Consider the following 24,429-nt stretch of genomic DNA (forward strand, 5'->3'; position numbering starts at 1 on the left):
TCCTAGCCCACGCAATTAAGCCAGTCAGCGCATTAACACCCAACATCAGGACATCTGAATCATGACAAAAGTGATCGTAACTTCACTTAACCCTGCAAAAATTGCAGCCGTGGAAACGGCATTTCGAACCGTATTTCCGAATAACGACATGACTTTTGAAGGTATATCCGTATCGAGCGGCGTTGCGGATCAACCCATGACCAGCGAAGAAACACTTCTAGGAGCCCGAAATCGTGTTCACAATGCGAAGAAAGTAGTTGATGGCAATTTTTATGTGGGTGTGGAAGCGGGATTAGATAGCCCGTACACGTTTGCATGGATGGTGATTGAATCATCAAATCGTGTCGGTGAATCACGTTCAGCATCAGTGCCTTTGCCAACACAAGCACTGAAAGCGTTAGAAGCAGGACAAGAGCTGGGTGATGTGATGGACGAAATGTTTAACGAGGAAAACGTCAAACAAAAAGGCGGCGCGATTGGCATGCTAACCGGACACTTATTAACGAGAAGTTCGGTTTATCATCAAGCGCTGATTTTGGCGCTGATCCCCTTCATGCATCCGGATTTGTACCCAACGACGTAAGCACACAGACAAACAAACAAAAAGCGAGTCATCCCCCCCATAACCAGCCCAAGCCTCAGCCACTTGAAGATTCGCGAATACATGAAGATACTCGCTGTCACCCGTTGTCTGGATGGTACGGTTAACTCGCTTTTTGTCGATTATTTTTCTAACACCTTGCCCAGCCAATCTTTCTGACTGTCATCAAGTTGCTTTAACTCATTCGAACCACGCGTAATGGTGGCAATGCCCACACCCAGCATTTGGCTCAGTTGACGTTGGCTCATCTCGCCTTTCATCAGCTCATTGACGATGTTCACTCTGGCGATCAACGAAGTGCGCTCATCTTGTGTCAGCAACATTTTCAACAGCTCGGCTTCATGCCCCACGTCTATCGCGCGGTGGATCAAATCCAATACGTCTTGCCACTCAGAATACTCAGGCGTTTCTTGCATACTAGCCTCGTAGGAAGAAAAAACTCTGGCACAGTTTACGCATCGCCAGAGTTTCTCTCAATAATACAATGTCGTTGAACGGCAGAATCTCTGGCCGTTTCATGGCACAAACCGTCACCAAATCATCCACTAATAACGGCGGTTAAGTTCGCCTTCTTGTAGCAATTGGAGCGGTTGGCCAAGCAGTTTGCTGTAATAGATATCGTACATGAGCACGTTTTGCACATAGCCACGCGTTTCGTTAAATGGAATGGCTTCAATAAATGCAATCGCATCCAAGTTTCCGTCTGATTTCTCTAACCAGCGTGACGCGCGGTGCGGGCCTGCGTTGTAGGCAGCAAACGCCAAAATTCGATTTTCATCAAATCTATCCAACACCATTCTCAAATAGCCACTGCCAAGGCGAATGTTTATCCCCGGATCGCTCAAGGTATTCTTGCCCAAATAGCGGTAGCCAAGCTTTTTCGAGGTTTCTTGGGCGGTTGCTGGCATCAACTGCATTAAGCCACGCGCACCTACCGGAGAAACGGCGTTAGTGTAAAACGCACTTTCCTGACGAGACAGCGCTAACAAGGTGGTCAACGGTAATTCACGCTCCTTGCTGAAAAATTCGAACCACCAGCGATGCGCAACAGGGAAGCGATACTCTAAGTGCCCCCACAATTTTCCCGCAATGGTAGCCTGCACAGAAAGGTGATACCAATTACTTTCAGACGCAAACGCTGCCAACATGGCTTTTTGCTCTACGTCAGCTTGTTTTAACAGATACTGCCATTCCCTCTTGGCTGCTACCACCTTATCAAGCACCAACAACTCCGCCACTCGATCGAGCGCTGGGTTGAAAGGCTTCAGTGCTTCGATGTTTAACGGCGTCGTTTGGAAAGGAATATCGATGGGCTGATCCAAGTGCATCGCCGCTGCAACGCTGTAAAAGTTGCGCTTACCCGTCATGTCTGCGAACAGCTGTTCCGCTAGCGTTTTATTGCCTTTCTCTAGCTCAACACGTGCACGCCAGTAGCGCCATTTAAGCTTCTTCGCATCTTTTTCAGACAAGACATTTAGCCAGCCTTCAACGCCCTTCCAATGGGCTTGTACTAGGCTCACCCGAATGCGTCGCTCCAACAGAGAGGCATTGGCGGTTTGCTTTAGCCATTTGTCACGCCACTTCGCCAGCACATTGTCGTCCGTCGACATCAGGCGGCTTGAAACGTAATCAGCCATTTCTTGTCGTTCAAGTGCTTTGTAGTGCTGCCCTTCGACAACTCGCGTAAATTGCGCCACGGCATCTTTTGATTTAATTCGCGCGAGCCGCTCAAAACTCAAACGAGTGAGACGTTGGTTAAATGGCGTCACTTTGCTCTTTTTCGCAAAGTCACCCACACCTTGAGGCTTGTTATAGAGCGCAATGATCTGCTTACCCGACGCCTTAGCACTGCCTGTCAGTTGCTTATTCAAATAACGAAGCAAGGATGTGTTTCGATTATCAAACGCCAGCAACATGCGATCCAATACCAAGGCATTATTCAGCTTGCCTTGATCTTTCAGTTCATCAAAAAGCTTGTTACAGGCGTTATCGACCGAGGAACCTGACAAATACAAAGATTTGGCACCAGACATGGCGAGGGCTTTATCGCCAACTTGGCTGTGAGCGTAGTAGTAGTGGCACTGATAGCTCTCCCCGCGCGGCAAGGTGGTTTGAAAAGCCAACAGTTCAGACCATTGCCCGCGAGCTGCTAATACATTTAAGTATCGCGCACGCACCGTGTTCTTAAACGGCAAAGTGTCATAACGTCCAACGAAAGCTTCTATCTCCTCAACGTCTGCGCTGCTCAACCCACGCATGAATTCTCGATAATCAAGGTAGGGATAGAGGGGATAGTCTTTCAGCTCTGATTTCAGTTTGGAGAACGTGGCCATGTTATTGCGTTCAACTGCTGCAATGGCCTTTTCATAGCGGGTACGTTGCTCATCCATACTCAGTGCTTGTACTGGAAGAGATGTACAAAAAATTGCAATCGTTCCCAAACGAATCAGACGAAAAATGCCGCTCACTGACGTCCTGTAGCTTTTTGTAATTATTGATTTTTCTGTTGATAGCATTCCGTATGCTTCTCCAAAACGCACTGGTTCATTTAGCTTATACCCAAACCAGTCAAAGATTCAGGTTTCACCAAGTTTAATTCAATCTTTGATCTAAACCTTCCATGCTTCCACTGTGTCACTTTTGGTGGTGTTACAACGCATCATGCGTACGCGTTATTCCCAAGCAACATAGTGATGAAAATATTCAGGACTATTGGTTATATACCAAACTGGCAGCAGGAATGCCTCAAATTAACTGTTGCTGAATGCGTCTTAGTGAAGCCTGTAGCACATTAAGCAACGGCACTGCCTTTCTAACATTGATATCAGTACCGATAGGTTTGCGACATTCCGTTTTCCCACCCTTTATGAATTGGTTGTCTAATCGACGAATTGGTTCCGTTCACGTTTAAATTTCGTATCACGGATAGACACCAGATTTCTCTCGTTGATACCTGCAACTTGAGGTGGTTTGGGATAGAATAAGCCTTTTATGTGACAAGAGAACGCGAGCAGAAATGGCTGAGTACGTTTATACCATGTCGCGCGTTGGCAAAATTGTGCCACCGAAGCGTCAGATCCTGAAAGACATCTCTCTGTGCTTTTTCCCTGGCGCCAAAATCGGCGTATTGGGTCTGAACGGCGCAGGTAAATCCACCCTTCTTCGCATCATGGCGGGTATCGATACCGATATCGAAGGTGAAGCACGTGCACAACCTGGCATCAAAGTGGGTTACCTGCCACAGGAACCAAAGCTTGATGAAGACAAAACCGTTCGTGAAACCGTAGAAGAAGCGGTAGCGGATGTTGCAGGTGCACTTTCTCGTCTAGACGCAGTTTACGCGGCGTACGCAGAACCTGATGCAGACTTCGATGCCCTAGCAAAAGAGCAAGGCGAACTTGAAGCACTGATCCAAGCTAAAGACGGTCACAACCTTGATAACGCCCTTGAGCGCGCTGCTGACGCACTGCGTTTGCCAGAATGGGATGCGAAAATTAAGCATCTGTCTGGTGGTGAGCGTCGTCGTGTTGCTATCTGTCGTCTACTGTTAGAAAAACCTGACATGCTGCTTCTTGACGAACCAACGAACCACTTGGATGCTGAATCTGTGGGTTGGTTGGAGCGTTTCTTGGTGGATTACAACGGTACCGTTGTGGCTATCACGCACGACCGTTACTTCTTGGACAACGCTGCTGGCTGGATCCTAGAACTTGACCGTGGTGAAGGTATTCCATGGGAAGGTAACTACACCTCGTGGCTTGAGCAAAAAGATGCGCGTCTACAACAAGAATCGTCGCAAGAAAGTGCTCGTCAAAAGACCATCGAGAAAGAGCTTGAGTGGGTTCGTCAGAATCCTAAAGGTCGTCAGTCAAAATCTAAAGCACGTATGGCGCGCTTTGAAGAGTTGAATAACAGCGAACACCAACGCCGTAACGAAACCAATGAGCTGTTCATTCCGCCTGGTCTACGTCTTGGTGACAAAGTTATCGAAATCAACAACCTGACCAAATCATTTGGTGATCGCGTGTTGATCGACGACTTGTCATTCAGCGTGCCAAAAGGTGCGATCGTCGGCATCATCGGTGCGAACGGTGCGGGTAAATCTACCCTATTCAAGATGTTGAGTGGTACTGAGCAACCAGACAGCGGCACCATCGAGCTGGGTGAAACCGTGCAACTGGCATCAGTTGAACAGTTCCGCGACAGCATGACGGATTCAAACACCGTATACCAAGAGATCTCTGAAGGCGCGGAAATCATCCGTATCCACAACTTTGAGCTTCCAGCACGTGCTTACTGCTCGCGCTTTAACTTCAAAGGCAGCGATCAACAAAAACGTATCGGTGATTTGTCAGGTGGTGAGCGTAACCGTGTTCACTTGGCAAAACTGCTTAAATCAGGCGGCAACGTATTGCTGCTGGATGAACCAACCAATGACTTGGACGTAGAAACCCTGCGTGCATTGGAAGAAGCGCTGCTGGAATTCCCAGGCTGTGCCATGGTTATCTCGCACGACCGTTGGTTCCTTGACCGTATCGCTACCCACATTCTTGATTACCGCGACGAAGGCAAAGTGAACTTCTTCGAAGGTAACTACAACGAATACAGCGAGTGGTTGAAGCAAACGCTGGGCGCACAAGCTGCCCAACCACACCGCATGAAGTACAAACGTGTAACCAAATAAGTTTGGGCACACTGTACGCAAAGGGTCACTTCGGTGGCCCTTTTCTTTTTTGGCCTCTTTTTGAGTTTCCTATCAACGAGACGCGCAGCGCATCACGGAGACGAAACACAAGAGTAGAGATATTGCATCGTCTCTCCTACACTGGTGTAAAATATAGAGGGAGTTTGTCGATGCCAGAACGTCGTATGTTTTCGCGTGTAGTCTATCTCACCGCAGCAACAATCAGGCAGCACGATCAGAGTTGGAGCTCAAGCGTACTTGATCTCTCACTCAAGGGAGCGCTGTTAGCCACACCATCCGATTGGGCAGAAGGGAACAACGCAGATTATTTCGTCACGTTTCAACTGCATGACTCTGACATCGAGATCAAGATGGAGGTGCTTCTGGTCAGCGATAGCGACGATTTCCTTCGTTTCCAAATCGATCACATTGATATCGATAGCGCCAGTCATTTGAAACGACTGGTTGAGCTCAACGTCGGGAATGACGATTTGCTGCACCGAGAATTAGGGCAACTCACCGACCTAAAAGATACTGTATAATCCGCAATCTTCATTGCGCACTTCGTTTTAAGGGCGCATTACGTGTCCTGAAATGCATCGAATACATGCTTAGACACAAATGCATAGATACATTAAGTAGTAGTAACCATGCCTCACAACATTCGAATCGCCGTTTCACATGCGGATGGATCGCGCCACTTTGTGCTTTCCCCGCCACTAAAGAACGTCATCCTGACGTTATTGTTCACCTTGTTGTTAGGCATCATCGCCAGTATTGCGACGATTTATTACCTCAATCATCGCTCTGAAACCGCGGAGCAAACCCTTCAAAGCATGACAGTGCAAAGCTCTGAGCTGGCAGGTCAGCTTGATACGCTAAAACAAAAGCGCCAACAGTTAGAGCAACTCATCAGCAACAAAGAAGAAGAATATGCTCAGGTTATTGAGGAAAAAGACAGTGAACTCAATTACCTCACTCAACGCGTCACCAGTGTTGAAGAAGTGCTCGGGCTAGAGAAAGACGACAACGATACTCCCCTTGTCGAGCGCCTAGACGTTGCAGTGATTAACTCAGCCGTGCGCGCCACCATGTTGCAATTGATCCCAAGCGGTAAGCCGATTGAAAGCTATCGCCGCTCATCCGGTTACGGTTCTCGCACCCACCCTGTCACCGGCAACAAGAAATTCCACCTCGGGCTCGATTTAACCGCAGACATCGGCACACCGGTTTACGCCCCTGCCGATGGCGTTGTCGAATACAAGCGCCCGAGTCGTAAAAAGGGCTACGGTAATTTACTGAAGATTGACCATGCTTTTGGCTTCATGACGCTGTATGCCCACCTCGACAAGTTTAATGTCAACACAGGTCAGTTCGTAAAAAAAGGCGACCTGATTGGTTGGTCGGGCAACACCGGACTCTCAACCGGCCCACACCTGCATTATGAAGTACGATTCCTCAGCCGTGCCTTGAACCCCAAACGCTTTATTGCGTGGACATCTGATAACTTCGAATCACTGTTCAAAGAAGAAGATAAAGTGAATTGGGCGATGCTCGTCGGTGTGATTGAAAGCATGGTCGCCACACAAGTTCAGTTGGCGTCTGATGCGGTAGCACAGCCAGAACTCATTACTGCGTCCACTGACTCTGTAGACGGTGCAAGCAACCCCAAAAGCCCTGAGGCAAAAAATACAAAGTAACAGCGTGTTCAGTACAAACAACGCAAATAACACAAACAAAAAAAGGCACTCAACGTGCCTTTTCTTGTTTATGCGTGTGTGCTCTGGTCGCCCTGTTTGGTATTTGGTGTTTGGTACTAATCAAATTCATCCAGCACTGACAACGCTTCCGATAGCTTGTTCACGCCATACACTTTCATGCCGGGAATGTCTTTTTTGGGTGCATTGGCCGTCGGTACAACAGCACGAGTAAAACCATGCTTAGCCGCTTCCATCAAGCGCTCCTGACCACTTGGCACAGGACGAATTTCACCAGCAAGGCCAACTTCTCCGAACACCACCAAATCACGAGGTAATGGACGATCACGGAAGCTCGAAATCAGCGCGAGTAACAAAGCAAGATCGGCACTGGTTTCCGTAACCTTCACACCGCCCACAACGTTCACAAACACATCTTGATCGGACATTTGAAGGCCACCGTGTTTGTGCAATACCGCAAGCAATAGGGCCAAACGGTTTTGCTCAAGGCCGACAGCAACACGACGAGGGTTAGACAGCTGGCTGTAATCGACGAGCGCTTGGATCTCTACCAGCAACGGTCGCGTACCTTCCCACAGCACCATCACCGAACTGCCAGATGTCACTTCTTCGCCACGGCTCAAGAAAATTGCAGACGGGTTGTTCACTTCACGAAGCCCCTGCCCAGTCATGGCAAAAACGCCAAGCTCGTTCACCGCACCAAAACGGTTTTTGTGGCTACGCAGCGTTCGAAAACGGCTATCGTTGGAACCATCTAGCATCACTGAACAGTCAATGCAGTGTTCGAGAACTTTCGGGCCTGCCAATGAACCGTCTTTGGTCACATGCCCCACCATGAAAATGGCGACATTATGCTGTTTGGCATAACGCGTCAGCGCCGCGGCGGATTCGCGGACTTGAGCCACACTACCCGGCGCAGAGACCACATCCGCACAATGCATGACTTGAATAGAATCAATCACCATGATTTTTGGCTGTTCTTTGTGCGCGATCTGGCAAATGGTTTCAACATTGGTTTCCGATAGCATTTTTAGCTTATCTTTCGGTAAACCCAGACGTTCTGCGCGCATCGCCACTTGCTGTAGCGATTCTTCACCTGTTACATACAAGGTTGGCATTTTGCTTGCCAACCAGCACATGGTTTGCAGTAATAAGGTACTTTTACCCGCGCCCGGGCTACCACCAATCAAGATGGCTGCGCCAGGAACAACGCCCCCACCCAGCACGCGATCGAGTTCTTTAAAACCACTGCTAAAGCGCGGTACTTCTTGCAGATCTATCGATGATAGCGTCTGCACCTGGGCATCGGCTTTACCCGCATAACCCGCGTATTTTTCGGTTCGTGCAACCTGAGGGGATGCCGCTAAACGTACTTCTGTAATAGTGTTCCAAGCACCACACGCTGAACATTGCCCTTGCCAACGTGGATAATCAGCGCCGCAATCATTACAGACATAGGCACGTTTTGCTTTCGACATGATTTCTCCTGAAATAACGTCTAAAAATGAGATAAATGCGAGACACGGCGCTTTTATGCAACTCTTCGCGATTAGTTAGCGAAAAAAGGTAAACTATGCATCTTCACTGCCGTTAAAGAATCCACGATTCTACCAGACTTTACCATGATGCAGGACCACGATAAGGCGCTGTACGATCAACTCCTTCCGCTGTACGAAACAGAGGGATTCGATGATCTCCTTTTAAAGCTGACGCCAAGCGAAACAAACCCCGAACGCTTACTGATCAAAATGGAAGTGCGCAAACTCATGTCTGCATGCAGCCGACCTATCGACTTGCGCGGTAAAGTCGTCGGTGAGTGTCGACGATACTTCCTCCATGGTGTTAACCATTGGCTAGACGACGTCGCTATTAATGTGTATCACCGTCGTCTGGATATTTACCAAGGAAATATGACTCAAGGGCTGTGGGATGAGCTTCATAACACCGCGAACAGCTATCGCGTATTGCAGCGTCAAGGCGAGGTTCTCGCCACAGAATCACTCGATACGGTAGAAACCGTGCCACTGCGCTTCGGGCATTATTTGTCACGTAGCGAGAATCGTATTCAACTATCGACTCGCATTCAGGCCTTTCTCCCTGACGGCACCGAAGTGAACGGGTCAACTATCGATATTTCCAACTCGGGAATGCAAGTCAAACTGCCCGCTTCTTTTCGTTATGAAGCTGGTTCGACACTGATCATCTACTTCCCACAACTGGGTGATGAGTGCCAACTACCCGAATTGTTTAGTGGCTTGAATTACCGTGTTGTTGGCGTCGAACTCAACGTGAATAAAGATAGCTTTCAACGTTTACGCTTGCGCCTTGTGTCCAGCACCGATTGCATCAAAAAGGCGATTGAAACCAAAAGTGCAAAACAGGATATCTCTGCACTTGCGGAGAACGAAGATAAGTTTTTGTCCACACGTTCGCGAAGCTATGAACAAGTATTCCTTGAGCAAACCCCATCCCTACCGCTGTTTTTCTGTGGCAACCAACTACGCTACAGCTTGATCACTGAGCAAAACCGAGCACTTTGGGATTATTGGCACGACGAACGCAACTTGCCAGTGATCGACAAACTGTTCTCAGAGCAACGCCTACAACATCTGGCATTGGATGGATTAACCAGCAGTGAAACACTGGTGTACTGCTTTAACCACCAACACAGTGACAAAACCTTCTTTTTCTCTGCTTGCCCAACGGAACTGTCGACCGAATTACGTCGGCTGTTTTGGCATATAGGCAGCGCAAGAGCCTCTTGGCGGGTTCTTCGCGTCACAATGGCAAAGATAAGTGAAGAGGATACTCGTCGTTTGCAAGAAGCCTCTCCGGCTTATATCGACCAAATTGAAGAGCTAACGCACATAGCCACTATTCAAGATTTAACCTTGTCGGCGGTCAACAGCGACTTTCGCATTCCTATCAAACCCAAACAGCCGTCTCGAGCGCTGAATCAATTTGTGCATCGACGTGACCCTATTTCCATGATTGATGCCATTCCCTCAGCACTAGCGCCTCAGCGAAAAGAGCCACGATATCAGCATAAGACGGGGACGATTCTGATCCATCATGTCAGTGGCGAGCTGCATGGTGAAACCATTGATTTCTCTCCGCATGGTTTGAACCTCGTACTCAGCGAGCCTTTTTCTGGCAGTAAGTGTCAGGAGGTCGCGGTGACATTCACGGACTTAAAACGGGTTGACCCCAATGCGCCACTGGGCAACGTTCCGTACAAAGTCGTCCAAATCAGTGAAGACAGAATGCAGGTAAAGCTGTCATTACTGAAAGACAGACACAGCAAACACCGAAGTCATTACTTACAAAGGCTGATTGACCACAACCAACATAAGCTTTTGTTAGACAGTGAAAAAATGCCTGATGCGCCATTGCTAAGTGCGATGCATCAAATGTTGCTGACTCGTTTATCTGTGACGCCATACTTTTTGCTACGTCGCGGCGAAACGTTACAAGTATCAGGTATTGGCACTAACTACCCAGGTAGCGAATTGAACCGTGTTTTGCACCAAAGTGCTTCGGCTGGGATGATTTCTCTCGCCCCAGTGCTGGGTGAACATTTGTCTAAATACACCAATGCTATCACCCGACAACGCAACCGTTTGGAGCAGGTGAAACATGAGTTTTATGTTGCCGCAACAATCGCTGATGGTGTCGTGATCGATGTGACATCGCGATCACTAGAGAGCTTTCAGTCGGTGGAAGAACGAAAGTTTTTCATTTCACGCGCGAAAAAGCGCGGTAAGTTTTTTGCGGTACGAAATTGGATGCACCCAATTGAAAGTGGCGGAAAATGGCTAAGTACGGAAACCACAGAGCAACTGATGAAGCTGTCCACCAAAAGAGCGGCGCAGCTCGAACATGAATTTGCTGATTTATGTGTTTACGGTGAGATGAGTGATATTACAGATGAAGTGCTGATGCGTCTGGAAATGGGGTAACCCCATTTCCAGCTTCACATCATCATATGTTTTAGGTACGCGATATGTTTTAGATAAGCGATGGTAAACACATTGAACGGCTTGCGCCGCCAATGATTGTGACCAGCATGGCTACATGCTTAACGCCTGCAACGTTACCAGCTTAGGCGCTGTGGCAGTAAAGAGGCCGATAACACGCACATCACGCCACCAAGATCGGCATGACGAATCGCCACTTGAGCTGCTTGCTGCACTTTTGGCTTGGCGTGGAACGCAATGCCCAGCCCTGCCGCTGACATCATTGTCAGGTCATTCGCGCCATCTCCGACCGCTAACGTGTTAGACGGCGGAAATTCATAACTTTCAGCGAGATCACGTAAAATATCCGCTTTTCGCTGAGCATCAACCACATTGCCAGACAATTCACCTGTTAGCTTTCCATTCTCAATCACCAGTTGATTAGACTCTGCGTACGCAAGAGACAAATCATCTTTGAGTTTATCGGAAAACCATGTGAATCCGCCGGAGGCAATGGCCACTTTCCAGCCTCGCGCTTGAAGCGAAGCGGTTAAACGATGCATGCCTGGCATATAAGGAATGTTGTCGCGAACTTGCTCTAGAATCGACACATCGGTGCCTTTCAGCGTTGCAACACGCTGACGAAGGCTTTGTTCAAAATCAAGCTCACCACGCATTGCGCGTTCGGTGACTTCAGAGACTTGAGCACCTACGCCTGCCAGTTTGGCAATTTCATCAATACACTCGATTTGAATGGCGGTTGAATCCATGTCAAACAAGGCTAAGCCTGGCTCGTAAAGATTAGGAATATTTTCAAGCCCTGAGCAATCTAAAGACAAGGCATCGCAGAGGGCGACGATTTCTGGCGTCAGTTCACCACGCATCAGGAGAACTTCATAAGGGCCTACCGTCCAACCCGCTAAAGGCAGAATCTGTTCACCCGTTAAAAAGGCCAGGTCATCAAGATAAGACGGGCTTAGGTGAAGACCGAAAAGAAGCCATCCCGCTTGACGGCAATCTGAGGGGCGAAAGCCACGGATAGAAGGAAAACGGTTAAGAAGCTTTGTGTGTTTTTTTATTGGATAAGCTGAAAGTGCATCCATTGCATCAATTCCTTTTCGAAAACTCATATACCCCAACAACCTCAGGTCATCCTGCATATCGAGGTCGCTCGGGTATATCACTATACCAAAGAGTGCGAGTGATCACATTAACGGCAGACTCGCGTTAAACCAAGCACTGACTTGCATTTTTTGAGTGCGGGCAGCAAACTGAGAACGCGCTAATTTGATGCGAAGCCTTTGATGTCTTCGCCATGGCTTGGAAAGCTTATGCTACAAATAAACAAAAAACGTTTAAAGAAACTGTGGCAGTTCATCATTCTTGTGGCGTGTTTTGCCACTGTCATGATGCTCTTTATGTACAGTAACCAATTGAACAACCGCAACTATAAGATGCTATACGATCAGACAGAGTCACTTTCTCGTGTGATCTTACGGCAGGCAGCCGCCACCGCTCATGACGCTATTGCCAGCGATGATATGGATGCCCTGCAAAAAATCGTTGCGAACCTTCAACAAGAAGACCTGATCTTGGATGCGGCGGTGTATGACATGAGAGGTAACCTCGTTGTCAGCTCTATTGGTGCAATGCCGCTTGAACAACTGACCGGTTTGAACACTCCGCTGTCGGTGGCAAGCATCGGCAGACAACAGCTTGTCGAACCTGTGGCAGAAGATGGCAACATGGTGGGTTTTGTTCGCATTACCTTAGAGCACGGCAATGTGATTAAGACAGCGTCTAACCGCTTGGATCAGAGTATTAATTTGGTACGCGCCATGATTTTGGTCGCTATCATGACAGGTGCGCTATTGATCTTTACCTTTGCAAACCGGAAAGATTTATTGAAATCGACGTTTTTGCTCAAGAGTAACGATTGATAGAGCAAGCTAAGCCCTAAGCCCTCGCGACTCATTATCTCACTGAAACGCAAAAAGGATGGCCAAAGCCATCCTTTTCTCTTTCTGAACTGTGTGGATTACGCTTCGTCAGCGTCGCCAAGCAGTACAGATTCAAGTGCGATTTCAATCATCTCGTTGAACGTGTTTTGACGCTCTTCAGACGTTGTTTGCTCGCCAGTCTTGATGTGGTCAGAAACGGTACAGATAGTCAGTGCTTTCGCGCCAAACTCTGCTGCAACACCGTAAATGCCTGCTGCTTCCATTTCTACACCTAGGATGCCGTACTTCGCCATGGTGTCGAAGAATTCTGGCTCTGGTGAGTAGAATAGATCTGCAGAGAAAATGTTACCTACGCGCACGTTGATGCCTTTTGCTTTCGCTGCATCAACTGCGTTACGGGTCATTTCGAAGTCTGCAATCGCTGCAAAGTCATGGCCGTTGAAACGAGTACGGTTGATTTTCGCATCAGTAGATGCACCAACACCGATAACAACATCACGCAATTTCACGTCTTCACGCACGGCGCCGCAGCTACCTACGCGAATGATTTTCTTCACGCCGAAATCTTTGATCAGCTCAGTCGCGTAGATTGAGCATGATGGGATACCCATACCGTGGCCCATCACAGAGATCTTACGACCTTTGTAAGTGCCTGTGTAACCAAACATGTTGCGAACATCACAAACTTGCTTAACGTCTTGCAGGAAAGTTTCTGCAATGTATTTAGCACGTAGCGGGTCACCCGGCATCAGAACTACGTCTGCAAAATCACCCATTTCAGCATTGATATGTGGAGTTGCCATTTGTTTTTTCCTTTTGATCAAAATTCGGATTCAACCCATCGAACATCTCGTTGCGATGCGGCACTTCATCGTCACCGCAACGGCGTTCCACGGGGTATTACAAGAATGAATTACCGTATTCCATGTCGGAAGTACCGAAGTATTCCGCCAGGGTCTGGCCAATATCAGCAAAGGTTTCACGGCGACCCAATGAGCCCGCGGGAACCTTTTTGCCATATACCAACACAGGAATGTATTCACGTGTGTGATCTGAACCAGGCCAGGTTGGATCGCAACCATGATCAGCCGTCAGGATCAGTACATCGTTCTCATCCAACATGTCGATGATTTCAGGTAAACGACCATCGAAATATTCCAACGCAGCAGCATAGCCCGCGACGTTACGGCGATGACCGTAATGTGAGTCAAAATCGACAAAGTTGGTGAACACAAGGCTGCTATCGCCTGCGGTTTGAATGGCGTCTTTCGTCGCATCAAACAAGGCTTCTAAGCCCGTTGCTTTCACTTTCTGAGTGATACCTACGTGCGCGTAGATATCGGCGATTTTACCAATGGAGATAACCTCGCCCGATTTTTCTTCTACCAGTTTTTGCAGAACAGTCGCCGCTGGCGGCTCTACTGACAAATCACGACGGTTGCCCGTACGTGCAAACTGACCTTTGCCTTCACCAACAAACGGACGCGCGATAACGCGGCCAATGTTGTAATCTTCCAGCTCTTCACGCGCAATTTGGCAAAGCTCAAGTAGACGATCTAAACCGAAGGTTTCTTCGTGACATGCGATTTGGAACACCGAATCTGCAGAGGTATAGAAGATAGGCAAACCTGTCTTCATATGCTCTTCACCCAGTCGATCCAGAATCTCTGTGCCTGATGCATGGCAGTTACCCAAGTAATCCGGGATACCTGCGCGCGCAAGAATGCGATCAGTCAGTTCTTTCGGGAAGCTGTTTTCTTTGTCGGTGAAATATCCCCAATCAAACAACACAGGCACGCCAGCAATTTCCCAGTGACCAGATGGCGTGTCTTTGCCCGACGATAACTCTTGAGCATGACCATAAGCGCCGATGATTTCAGCGTTAGCATCTAGGCCTTCTGGGAAGTAGCCCGACGCTTCTTCACAGGCTTTACCTAGACCGAGCTTATTAAGATTCGGCAGCGTCAAAAGGCCGTGACGATCTTCATTATTCGCTTCCCCTTTGGCACATGCTTTCGCGATTGAACCTAGGGTGTTGGCGCCCACATCACCAAATGTGTGGGCGTCTTCTGACGCTCCGATCCCGAAAGAATCGAGAACCAAAATTATCGCACGTTTCATGATCGCCTCCTTTAGACGTCTTCTGGGCCAATCTGACGGTAAACATCCGGTGTTGCTTGTGGCGCGATGTCTGAAACAACCATGGCTGACTGAAGCGCAGTTGCCGCTTGCTGCCATTGGTCTTCATTATTCGCGTGCACTACCGCCAGTGGCGTGGTGCTGTCAGCGCGCATTCCAAGTCGAATCACGTCACTAAAGCCCACTGAATAATCAATTGTATCGCTCGCAACACGACGTCCGCCACCTAAACCCACAACAGCCATACCAATTGCTCGCGTATCCATCGCTGACACAAAGCCTGAGGTGTTTGCAAACACAGGTTTTATGACGCCAGCAGTCGCTAGGTATTTGCTGTAATTCTCAACGAAATCGAGTGGGCCGCCGAGGCCCGCAACCATTTTGCCGAAACACTCTGCCGCTTTGCCATTATCTAGCACAGCTTGCAGCTTGTTCATGGCGTGATCTTTGTCTTTCGCCAAACCGCTGATCATCAGCATTTCAGCACACAAAGCCATGGTTACGGTATACAAGCGAGGGTTACGATACTCGCCCGTCAAAAACTGCACCGCTTCTTTCACTTCAAGCGCATTACCAGCACTTGAGGCCAAAACTTGGTTCATGTCGGTCAGCAATGAACTTGTGCGTGTTCCCGCGCCATTTGCTACCGCCACAATGGATTTCGCCAGTTCTTCAGATTTTTCGTAGGTTGGCATAAATGCGCCAGAACCGACTTTGACATCCATCACCAGCGACTCTAAGCCCGCCGCCAATTTCTTCGACAAAATTGACGCCGTGATCAACGAGATATTATCGACGGTCGCAGTCACATCTCGCGTCGCGTAAACACGTTTATCTGCAGGAGCCAGATCGCCTGTTTGGCCGATGATAGCGACGCCCGCATCTCGCGTGACTTGACCAAAAACATCATTGGTCGGCGTGATGTTATAACCGGGAATGGACTCAAGTTTATCCAGCGTTCCGCCAGTGTGGCCCAAACCACGGCCTGAGATCATGGGAACATAGCCACCACATGCTGCCACCATTGGGCCTAGCATTAATGAGGTAACGTCGCCCACACCGCCAGTGCTGTGCTTATCGACAATTGGGCCATCAAAATTCATGTGTGACCAATCAATCACCATGCCGGAATCGCGCATGGCGCATGTCAGTGCAACACGCTCATCCATAGTCATATCATTGAAATACACTGCCATCGCAAACGCCGCGATTTGACCTTCGGACACAGTGTCTTTAGCAATACCTTGGATGAAAAAATTTATTTCTTCGGTCGTTAGCGCAATGTTGTCGCGCTTCTTTCTGATTATCTCTTGGGGAAGGTACATGGTCGACCTCACAATCTCAGTGAACAGCAACATACGGGGAGCGTAATCACTCCCCGACCAAAAGGCTTAGTAACCGCCTTCTGCCGCTTTTTCACCTTCACCCAAGGTATTAAGAAGGTTTGCTAGCAAGCTAGATGCACCGAAACGGTAGTGTGCGCTATCAGCCCAGTCACCACCAAGAATGCGATCCGCCATTGCCAAGTATTCAGCAGCATCTTCTGCAGTACGCACGCCGCCAGCTGGCTTGAAGCCCACTTTCTGCGCTACGCCCATGTCTTTAATTACAGTCAGCATGATCTCTGCAGATTCTGGCGTTGCGTTAACAGACACTTTGCCCGTTGAGGTTTTGATGAAATCAGCACCTGCTTCAATTGAAATTTCTGATGCACGCTTGATCAGCGCAGCGTCTTTCAACTCACCGGTTTCGATAATCACTTTCAACGTGATATCACCACATGCTGCTTTCACTTGTTTAACCAGTTCAAAACCAGTTTTCTCGTCGCCAGCGATCAGCGTACGGTATGGGAAAACCACATCGACTTCGTCTGCGCCATATGCGATTGCTGCGTTAGTTTCAGCCACGGCAATCTCAATGTCATCGTTGCCATGTGGGAAGTTCGTCACGGTAGCAATTTTGATTTCAGGTGTGCCTTGTTCGCGAAGTTGTTTTTTCGCTACAGGAATGAAACGCGGGTAGATGCAGATAGCAGCAGTGTTGCCGACAGGCGATTTAGCACTCTTACACAGCGCGATCACCTTTGCATCGGTGTCATCATCGTTAAGGGTGGTCAAATCCATCAATTTAAGGGCACGTAGGGCTGCTGCTTGTAGATCGCTCATGACTTTCTCCAGTCTAAATATTCAAAACCAAGTAACAAACTGAACGGCCAAAATTGGCGCGTCACAATCTGATGAGCGGACTTGGCTCCTTGAAGTTTGGCAATACAGTGGCCAATCAACATTCCTTGTTGCCGCACACCCTCTATCATCAATATCGAGGGTGCCAACCCAACCGCAACATGCGCTATACGCAAGCAGCGTTTGGGCATTGATATTTCATCGTTCCGCTGTCGTGATGAAACAGAAGTGAAAATATATGAAATGTACCTTCTGAATCTTTGACAGTGCTCACCAATTTTACCAATGTTCTGCGAGCACGACTAGGTGTTACCTGTTTCTGTTGAAAAACACTTTGTTGCCCTTGGTGTCCAAACCATCAACGCAGCAATATTAATCACACGGGAACCAACAGAACGTCGAAAATAAGGGCAATAATCCAACTATATGTGCTTGCCCACCGTTGCCCTGTCTTATTGATGGGTAAAATTCGTTTCGATACTTCGCTCGACATCAATATCAAAAAACACAAATCACAGGCACAAAAAAGCCGCCAGTGAAGGCGGCTTTTCGTGTCAGCAATTGCTGTGATTACATCATTGACAGAGTCAGGAAGAAACCAGCAATGGTTGCACTCATCAGGTTAGAAAGCGTACCTGCTGCAACAGCTTTCATACCGAAGCGAGCGATGTCGTGACGACGTGTCGGTGCGATGCTGCCCAAGCCACCCAGTAGAATTGCTACTGAAGATAGGTTAGCGAAGCCACACAATGCGAACGAGATGATAGCAACAGTCTTCTCAGACAATTCAGGAATCAACGGTGTGAAGTTCAAGTAAGCAACGAATTCGTTCACAACCAGTTTCTGACCGATGAAAGAACCAGCAAGGTCAGCTTCAGCCCAAGGAACACCGATTAGGAATGCAAGCGGAGCAAAGACTTTACCTAGCAGCCACTCAAGGGTTAGACCTTCAATGCCAAACCAACCACCGATGCCACTTAGCATGCCATTCACTAGCGCGATAAGACCGATGAAAGCAAGAAGCATAGCACCGATGTTTAGCGCAAGTTGCATACCTGATGATGCGCCGCCAGCAGCAGCATCGATAAGGTTTGCAGGCTTATCTTCTTCTTCGTCTGAATCTTTACCAAACTGCTCAACAGGTTGATCAGTTTCAGGTTTGATGATTTTCGCGAACAGTAGACCACCAGGTGCCGCCATGAATGATGCTGCAATCAGGTATGAAAGAGGAACGCCCATTGCTGCGTAACCTGCTAGTACACCACCTGCTACAGATGCCATACCACCACACATTACTGCGAACAGTTCTGATTGGGTCATTTTAGGAACGTAAGGACGAACAACCAATGGTGCTTCTGTTTGGCCAACGAAGATGTTCGCAGTCGCAGACATCGACTCAGCGTGTGAGGTGCCAAGTACTTTGCGTAGTGCGCCACCCAGAATGCGAATAACAAACTGCATTACGCCTAGGTAGTAAAGTACGCTGATCAACGCAGAGAAGAAAACAACGGTTGGCAGAACTTGGAAAGCAAAGATAAAACCGATGCCATCTACTGAGAAGTTAACCAGGCTACCGAAAAGGAAACCGATACCATCTTTACCATAGTTGATAACATTTTGTACGGCATTTGCCATACCGTTCAGTAGGGTTTGGCCCCACGGAACAAAAAGGATAAATCCACCCAGGATAAACTGGATAGCAAACGCACCACCAACGGTGCGAAGGTTGATTGCTTTGCGGTTGTCAGACAGAAGTACAGCGATTAACAGCAGTACAACCATCCCTACAATGCTCATAATCAGGCTCATAATATGGGTTCCTAAGAAAGTCTTGGCGTCTCGACAAATTGGGAGTGTTATTCCGGCGGCGATTATACTCACGGGACACGCTGCAAAGGAATGCACGAGTCACGGTTTAAGTGAAAAATTCGGTGCAATTCACTCAAAAGAGTGATGTAGATCTATTTTTGTGACCTATGCACGACGCAAACGATTGGGCAAACGATGGCTATATCGTCCTAAACGCGAAACATGCTTCCGCATTTTGTGATGTTGCTTGAATAATTTCTTCGACATCGACACCTTTTATTTCAGACAACGCTTTCGCAATCAGCGGTAATCGCTCTGGTAAATTAGGCTCCCCTTGAAACCCGAATATGGGCATATCCGGCGCATCAGTCTCCAACACCATGGATGAAAGTGGCAATGCTTTAACCGCATTTCTGGTTTTATTTGCCCGTTCGTAAGTGATCGTTCCCCCTATTCCAAGCAAAAAACCACGTCGAATGTAGTTAAGCCCTATTTGCTCACTGCCACTAAAAGCGTGCAAAATACCGTTTACCTTAGGAAATTCGTTAAGAATTTGTAGCAGTTCATTGTGCGCCTTTCGGCAATGTAAAATGACAGGTAGCTGGTATTTCTCGGCCAATGTCAGCTGCGCACGAAGAAACATTTTTTGTCTTTCGGGCTCTGGATTATCAATAGCAAAGTCTAAGCCACACTCTCCCACCGCAATACAACCGTCAGGTGCCTGAGAGAGAGCTTCATCAAGTGCTTTAATATCGTCTTCATGATGCGACGCCAACCAAACAGGGTGAAGCCCTAACGCGAAGGAAATACTGCGGTGCGAGTTGGCAAGACCAGCAACACGCTTCCAATTGCTAACCGCAACGGCAGGAACAATAAGATGATGAACTCCGGCTTTTTGACTGCGAATAACCCATTCGTTAGCATCAGTATCAAAAGGCGGGAAATCGAAATGACAGTGCGTATCAATCATACTGAGCCCTTATCGCTATCTATTTAGCTTCGTTTCTAGCATACGAAAAAGCCGTCGAGTCCGACGGCTTTTCTTATGCGATACGTGTTCCTTCGTGAGAATTAGTGCTCGCGAGTAGCGCGGAAACTCACATCTGGATGACGTTCTTGCGTCAGATTCAAGTTCACCATTGTTGGCGCGATATAACTGAGGTTATCACCACCATCAAGGGCAAGGTTAGTCTGATTCTTACGCTGGAAGTCTTCCAACTTCTTCGCATCAGAGCATTCAACCCAACGCGCAGTTGCCACGTTAATAGGTTCGTAAATGGCTTCTACGTTGTATTCAGACTTCAAACGCGCAACAACCACATCAAACTGAAGCACACCTACCGCGCCGACAATCAGATCGTTAGAAATCAACGGACGGAATACCTGTACTGCGCCTTCTTCTGACAATTGCACCAGACCTTTCAGAAGTTGCTTCTGCTTTAGTGGATCGCGCAAACGAATACGACGGAACAATTCCGGTGCGAAATTAGGAATACCCGAGAACTTCAAATCTTCGCTTTGTGTGAAGGTATCACCAATTTGAATGGTGCCATGGTTGTGCAAACCGATAATGTCACCCGCGTACGCTTCCGCCGCACGTGAACGGTCACCCGCCATAAAGGTCACCGCATCAGAGATAGACACCATTTTACCCGTACGAACATGCTTCATTTTCATGCCTTGGGTGTACTTGCCTGACACGATACGCATAAACGCAATGCGGTCACGGTGCTTAGGATCCATGTTCGCTTGGATCTTAAACACGAAGCCGCTGAATTTCTCTTCACTTGATTCAACAGCACGCTCATGTGCTTGGCGAGCTAACGGCTTTGGCGCCCACTCAGTCAGGCCATCTAGCATATGGTCAACACCAAAGTTACCTAATGCTGTACCGAAGAACACTGGCGTAAGCTCGCCGCTCAGGAATAGCTCCTGATCAAACTCGTGTGATGCTCCAATAACCAACTCAAGTTCATCACGCAGTTGCAACGCAAGATCTTCACCAACAGCAGCATCAAGTTCTGGATTGTCTAATCCCTTAATGATGCGTTTTTCTTGGATGGTATGACCTTGACCGGTTTGGTACAAAATCGTCTCATCACGATGAATGTGGTAAACGCCCTTAAATTCTTTACCACAACCAATCGGCCAAGAAATTGGCGCACACGCTATCTTAAGTTCATTTTCAACTTCATCTAGCAATTCCATTGGATCACGAATATCACGGTCCAATTTGTTCATGAAGGTCACAATCGGCGTGTCGCGAAGACGGGTAACTTCCATGAGCTTACGTGTACGGTCTTCGACACCTTTCGCGGCATCAATAACCATCAAGCAAGAATCGACAGCAGTCAGCGTACGGTAAGTATCTTCCGAGAAGTCTTCGTGTCCCGGCGTATCCAACAGGTTTACTAAGCAATCATTATAAGGAAACTGCATGACAGATGTGGTGACAGAGATACCACGTTCTTTTTCCATTTCCATCCAGTCAGATTTCGCATGCTGGTTAGAGCCACGACCTTTTACGGTACCGGCTTTTTGGAGTGCGTTTCCGAACAACAACACTTTTTCAGTGATGGTGGTTTTACCAGCATCTGGGTGCGAAATGATCGCAAACGTACGTCGTTTACCAACTTCTAGATGGAATGGTGAATTTGTCATGCTTAGGTTTTTCCGGGTTAGACAATCAACGAATAAAAGAGGAAGACTTTCGCCGTATTGTACATCAATTCAAATCGGCGGGTATTTTGTACGATCTAGCCACCAGACTCAACGGTTGACGAAAGAAACCCGCTTCTTTCCTTACTTTGAAATATGCAAGCTCCTCTCATTGCATATTGAAGCAAAGGCACTGTCCAGTATTTCGAGCACAATTCAAACAACACCAAATTATTGACACCCATCGCACAAACATAAAAATTATCGAGTTTTCAAAAGCGTCAGAACGGTCAATAGTTAACCAAACTTTACAATTTGCGTCACTTTTTTGGCATTTTTGAGTAACAACAGCCTCCTCGCTGATTGCTTTGCATAGTAATATAGATGAAACTAATGTTTCGATTTAGATACACGCATTTATTTAACTTGCTGCAGGAATAATATTCATGGATTCGATTATCACCAAGCAGGCTGCAAAAGTAGTTTCAGTAAACGGTAACGCACACGTCAAGATTAACGGTAAAGAGGTTCCTGTTACCGAGTTGGCGGAGCTACAATCCGGCACTGAGCTCCTCCTCCCCCCAGGCGCAGGCGCGCTTCTTCAATTGGAGGATGGATCTTTTATCCCTGTCGGTGATGTTGAATCAGAAAATGCATCAACAGATGCATTCGCTGTCGATGATGAGATCGCAGCACTTCAAGAATTACTCCTTAATGAAGACTTTGACCCGACACAAGAATTAGAAGCCACGGCTGCGGGTAACTCACCAACCGGTTCTGGCTCACAAGCGCCGCAAGTTGAAACGCGAGTAGGTAATGAAACCGTTGCGCAAGCAGGGTTTGATACCCAGGGAGTTTCTCGAAGCTTTAATAATGCAGCAGTACTTAGGGAAGAAACGGACAGCTCAGCAGCAATACAAAGCAGTGATGAGACAGAAAGCACTGCAATCTTCACCTTAAGTTCGACCACTGAGGGTAATGACATTGTAGAAGGTGGAAAGATCACCTACACAGTCACCTTGGGAGCGGCCGCAAGTGAAGATATCACCATCACCCTAAGCAACGGGCAGACCATTACTATTGAAGCTGGCGAGCTATCAGGCTCTGTCGACGCTGATGTCCGACCAGATGATCTCTACTCTCAGAATGATGACGACATTACCGTGTCCATCGATAGCGTCTCAGAAAATGATTTTGACCAAGTTGAGCTTGTTGGCACCGTGACCAACAAAGTCGTAGATGATAACGATGCACCGACCTTAACTCTGGCTGGTGACACCAGTGTAGCTGAGGGTGAAAGTGCCAACTACACGTTAACCCTCTCGGATGCACCAACCGAAGCAATGACCGTTACCGTCGTAATTGGACACAAAACCACTGAAGATGGCGACATAGTTCCTGTTGAGAGAACATTCACGTTTGAACCAGGGCAGACAGAAGTGTCGTTTGATGTCGAGACTTTGGATGACGCATTCACTGAAACGGAAGACGAGGTTTTTACTGTTACCGTCACAGGTGCTGATGGTGGTGGTTTTGAAAACACCCCAGAGTTACCACCAGTTGTAGAAACCTCAATCACCGATGACCGCAGCACCGAGAACCCGGACGTCGACGAGGACGTGCGCCCTGATATCTTGATCACCGGCGGCGACACCGTCCGTGAGCAGGACAGCGACGCCAGCGACGCCAGCACCTACCTGACCTACACCGTCAGCCTCTCTGGCCCGGCAGCCGATGACATCACCGCCACCCTCGGCCTCGGCGGCACCGCCGGCGACGGCGACCGCGGTGGTATCCAGTATTTTGATTCCGTCACCAACGCGTGGAAGGACTACAACGGCAGCATCACCCTGCCCGCTGACGGTAGCGACATTGCGCTGCGTGTGCTGGTCAAGGATGACGCGGAGAAGGAGAACAGCGAGACCGTCACCATCACCGCGACCACCACCAGCGATCTGGTGACCGGTAAGACCGGCTCCGCCTCCGGCACCATCACCGATGACCGCAGCACCGGGAACCCGGACGTTGACGAGGACGTGCGCCCTGATATCTTGATCACTGGCGGCGACACCGTCCGTGAGCAGGACAGCGACGCCAGCGACTCCAGCACCTACCTGACCTACACCGTCAGCCTCTCTGGTCCGGCAGCCGATGACATCACCGCCTCCCTCGGCCTCGGCGGCACCGCCGGCGACGGCGACCGCGGTGGTATCCAGTATTTTGATTCCGTCGCCAATGCGTGGAAGGACTACAACGGCAGCATCACCCTACCCGCTGACGGCAGCAACATTGCGCTGCGTGTGCTGGTCAAGGATGACGCGGAGAAGGAAAACAGCGAGACCGTCACCATCACCGCCTCAACCGACAGCGACTTGCTGACCGGCAAGGCCGATTCCGCCTCCGGCACCATCACCGATGACCAGATCGGCGGCCCACCAGGCGTGGACGAAGAGGCCCCGAACCTGTTGGTGGAAAATGGCAACACCGTGACCGAAGCGGACGGCACCTTCCTCACCTACCAGGTCAAACTGAGTGGCCCGGCAGCAGAAGATGTCCTCACCTCCCTGGCACTGGGCAGCAACACCGCCAACGAAGCCACCGCAGACAGTGACTACATCAACACCATCTGGGTACAGACCGGTGACGTCAACGCCCCCGGCAATGGCTGGGTGCAATACACTGGCAGCCTCACCCTGCCGAAGGACGGCTCGGCCATCAAT

18 protein-coding genes are annotated in these 24,429 nt (G+C 48.6%); 7 read left to right on the forward strand and 11 right to left on the reverse strand.

The window, feature by feature from the left end:
- The first annotated feature begins 61 nt into the window (after positions 1 to 61).
- Entirely contained in the window at positions 62 to 583 is a 522-nt protein-coding gene (yjjX, locus tag Q365_RS0113230; RefSeq protein ID WP_028023788.1) for an inosine/xanthosine triphosphatase, read from the forward strand.
- Positions 584 to 723: 140 nt separating this feature from the next.
- On the opposite strand, the gene trpR is transcribed toward yjjX, so the two are convergent.
- Both trpR and sltY read right to left on the reverse strand, forming a co-directional pair.
- Positions 724 to 1,017 carry a trp operon repressor gene (trpR, locus tag Q365_RS0113235; RefSeq protein ID WP_028023789.1) on the reverse strand — a complete coding sequence of 98 codons (294 nt, stop codon included), beginning with the start codon at positions 1,015 to 1,017 and terminating at the stop codon, positions 724 to 726.
- Between the two features lie 129 nt (positions 1,018 to 1,146).
- Complete coding sequence (gene sltY, locus Q365_RS0113240; RefSeq protein ID WP_028023790.1) at positions 1,147 to 3,117, reverse strand: murein transglycosylase; 1,971 nt, start codon at positions 3,115 to 3,117, stop codon at positions 1,147 to 1,149.
- A gap of 500 nt (positions 3,118 to 3,617) precedes the next feature.
- Here sltY and ettA point away from each other — a divergent pair, with 500 nt between their 5' ends.
- The 3 genes from ettA to Q365_RS0113255 all read left to right on the forward strand — a co-directional run bounded on the left by ettA (position 3,618) and on the right by Q365_RS0113255 (position 6,985).
- A complete protein-coding gene (gene ettA, locus Q365_RS0113245) occupies positions 3,618 to 5,285 on the forward strand; it encodes an energy-dependent translational throttle protein EttA (RefSeq protein WP_028023791.1) in 1,668 nt (555 codons plus the stop codon).
- Between the two features lie 170 nt (positions 5,286 to 5,455).
- Complete coding sequence (locus Q365_RS0113250; RefSeq protein WP_028023792.1) at positions 5,456 to 5,827, forward strand: PilZ domain-containing protein; 372 nt, start codon at positions 5,456 to 5,458, stop codon at positions 5,825 to 5,827.
- A gap of 108 nt (positions 5,828 to 5,935) precedes the next feature.
- Positions 5,936 to 6,985: a M23 family metallopeptidase gene (locus Q365_RS0113255; protein WP_028023793.1), complete on the forward strand. Its 1,050-nt coding sequence runs from the start codon at positions 5,936 to 5,938 to the stop codon at positions 6,983 to 6,985.
- Between the two features lie 116 nt (positions 6,986 to 7,101).
- On the opposite strand, the gene radA is transcribed toward Q365_RS0113255, so the two are convergent.
- Positions 7,102 to 8,481, reverse strand: a complete 1,380-nt coding sequence (gene radA / locus Q365_RS0113260) for a DNA repair protein RadA (RefSeq protein WP_028023794.1) — start codon at positions 8,479 to 8,481, stop codon at positions 7,102 to 7,104.
- Positions 8,482 to 8,625: 144 nt separating this feature from the next.
- Here radA and Q365_RS0113265 point away from each other — a divergent pair, with 144 nt between their 5' ends.
- Positions 8,626 to 10,962, forward strand: a complete 2,337-nt coding sequence (locus tag Q365_RS0113265; RefSeq protein WP_028023795.1) for a PilZ domain-containing protein — start codon at positions 8,626 to 8,628, stop codon at positions 10,960 to 10,962.
- A gap of 134 nt (positions 10,963 to 11,096) precedes the next feature.
- Here the strand turns inward: Q365_RS0113265 and serB are convergent, their stop codons facing one another.
- Positions 11,097 to 12,062, reverse strand: a complete 966-nt coding sequence (serB, locus tag Q365_RS0113270; RefSeq protein ID WP_028023796.1) for a phosphoserine phosphatase — start codon at positions 12,060 to 12,062, stop codon at positions 11,097 to 11,099.
- Between the two features lie 228 nt (positions 12,063 to 12,290).
- On the opposite strand from serB, the gene Q365_RS0113275 reads away from it, so the two are divergent.
- Positions 12,291 to 12,899, forward strand: coding sequence for a YtjB family periplasmic protein (locus Q365_RS0113275; RefSeq protein WP_028023797.1), 609 nt, complete (start codon positions 12,291 to 12,293; stop codon positions 12,897 to 12,899).
- Positions 12,900 to 12,997: 98 nt separating this feature from the next.
- Here the strand turns inward: Q365_RS0113275 and deoD are convergent, their stop codons facing one another.
- The 7 genes from deoD to prfC all read right to left on the reverse strand — a co-directional run bounded on the left by deoD (position 12,998) and on the right by prfC (position 21,712).
- A complete protein-coding gene (gene deoD, locus Q365_RS0113280; RefSeq protein ID WP_028023798.1) occupies positions 12,998 to 13,723 on the reverse strand; it encodes a purine-nucleoside phosphorylase in 726 nt (241 codons plus the stop codon).
- A gap of 97 nt (positions 13,724 to 13,820) precedes the next feature.
- The gene (locus Q365_RS0113285; RefSeq protein ID WP_028023799.1) at positions 13,821 to 15,041 is read right to left on the reverse strand and encodes a phosphopentomutase; all 1,221 of its coding nucleotides are present in this window, start codon (positions 15,039 to 15,041) and stop codon (positions 13,821 to 13,823) included.
- A gap of 11 nt (positions 15,042 to 15,052) precedes the next feature.
- Positions 15,053 to 16,384 (reverse strand): thymidine phosphorylase, encoded by a 1,332-nt coding sequence (gene deoA / locus Q365_RS0113290; RefSeq protein ID WP_028023800.1) that lies wholly within the window; start codon positions 16,382 to 16,384, stop codon positions 15,053 to 15,055.
- A 66-nt stretch (positions 16,385 to 16,450) separates the two neighbouring features.
- Entirely contained in the window at positions 16,451 to 17,224 is a 774-nt protein-coding gene (gene deoC, locus Q365_RS0113295) for a deoxyribose-phosphate aldolase (RefSeq protein WP_028023801.1), read from the reverse strand.
- Positions 17,225 to 17,812: 588 nt separating this feature from the next.
- Entirely contained in the window at positions 17,813 to 19,051 is a 1,239-nt protein-coding gene (locus Q365_RS0113305) for a NupC/NupG family nucleoside CNT transporter (protein ID WP_028023803.1), read from the reverse strand.
- Between the two features lie 199 nt (positions 19,052 to 19,250).
- Entirely contained in the window at positions 19,251 to 20,021 is a 771-nt protein-coding gene (locus tag Q365_RS0113310; protein ID WP_028023804.1) for a TatD family hydrolase, read from the reverse strand.
- Between the two features lie 101 nt (positions 20,022 to 20,122).
- Complete coding sequence (gene prfC, locus Q365_RS0113315) at positions 20,123 to 21,712, reverse strand: peptide chain release factor 3 (RefSeq protein WP_028023805.1); 1,590 nt, start codon at positions 21,710 to 21,712, stop codon at positions 20,123 to 20,125.
- 443 nt (positions 21,713 to 22,155) lie between these two features.
- On the opposite strand from prfC, the gene Q365_RS0113320 reads away from it, so the two are divergent.
- A partial coding sequence (locus Q365_RS0113320) for an immunoglobulin-like domain-containing protein (protein ID WP_028023806.1) occupies positions 22,156 to 24,429 on the forward strand: 2,274 nt, incomplete at its 3' end.

Source organism: Enterovibrio calviensis DSM 14347, assembly GCF_000621165.1.
Classification (GTDB): domain Bacteria; phylum Pseudomonadota; class Gammaproteobacteria; order Enterobacterales; family Vibrionaceae; genus Enterovibrio; species Enterovibrio calviensis.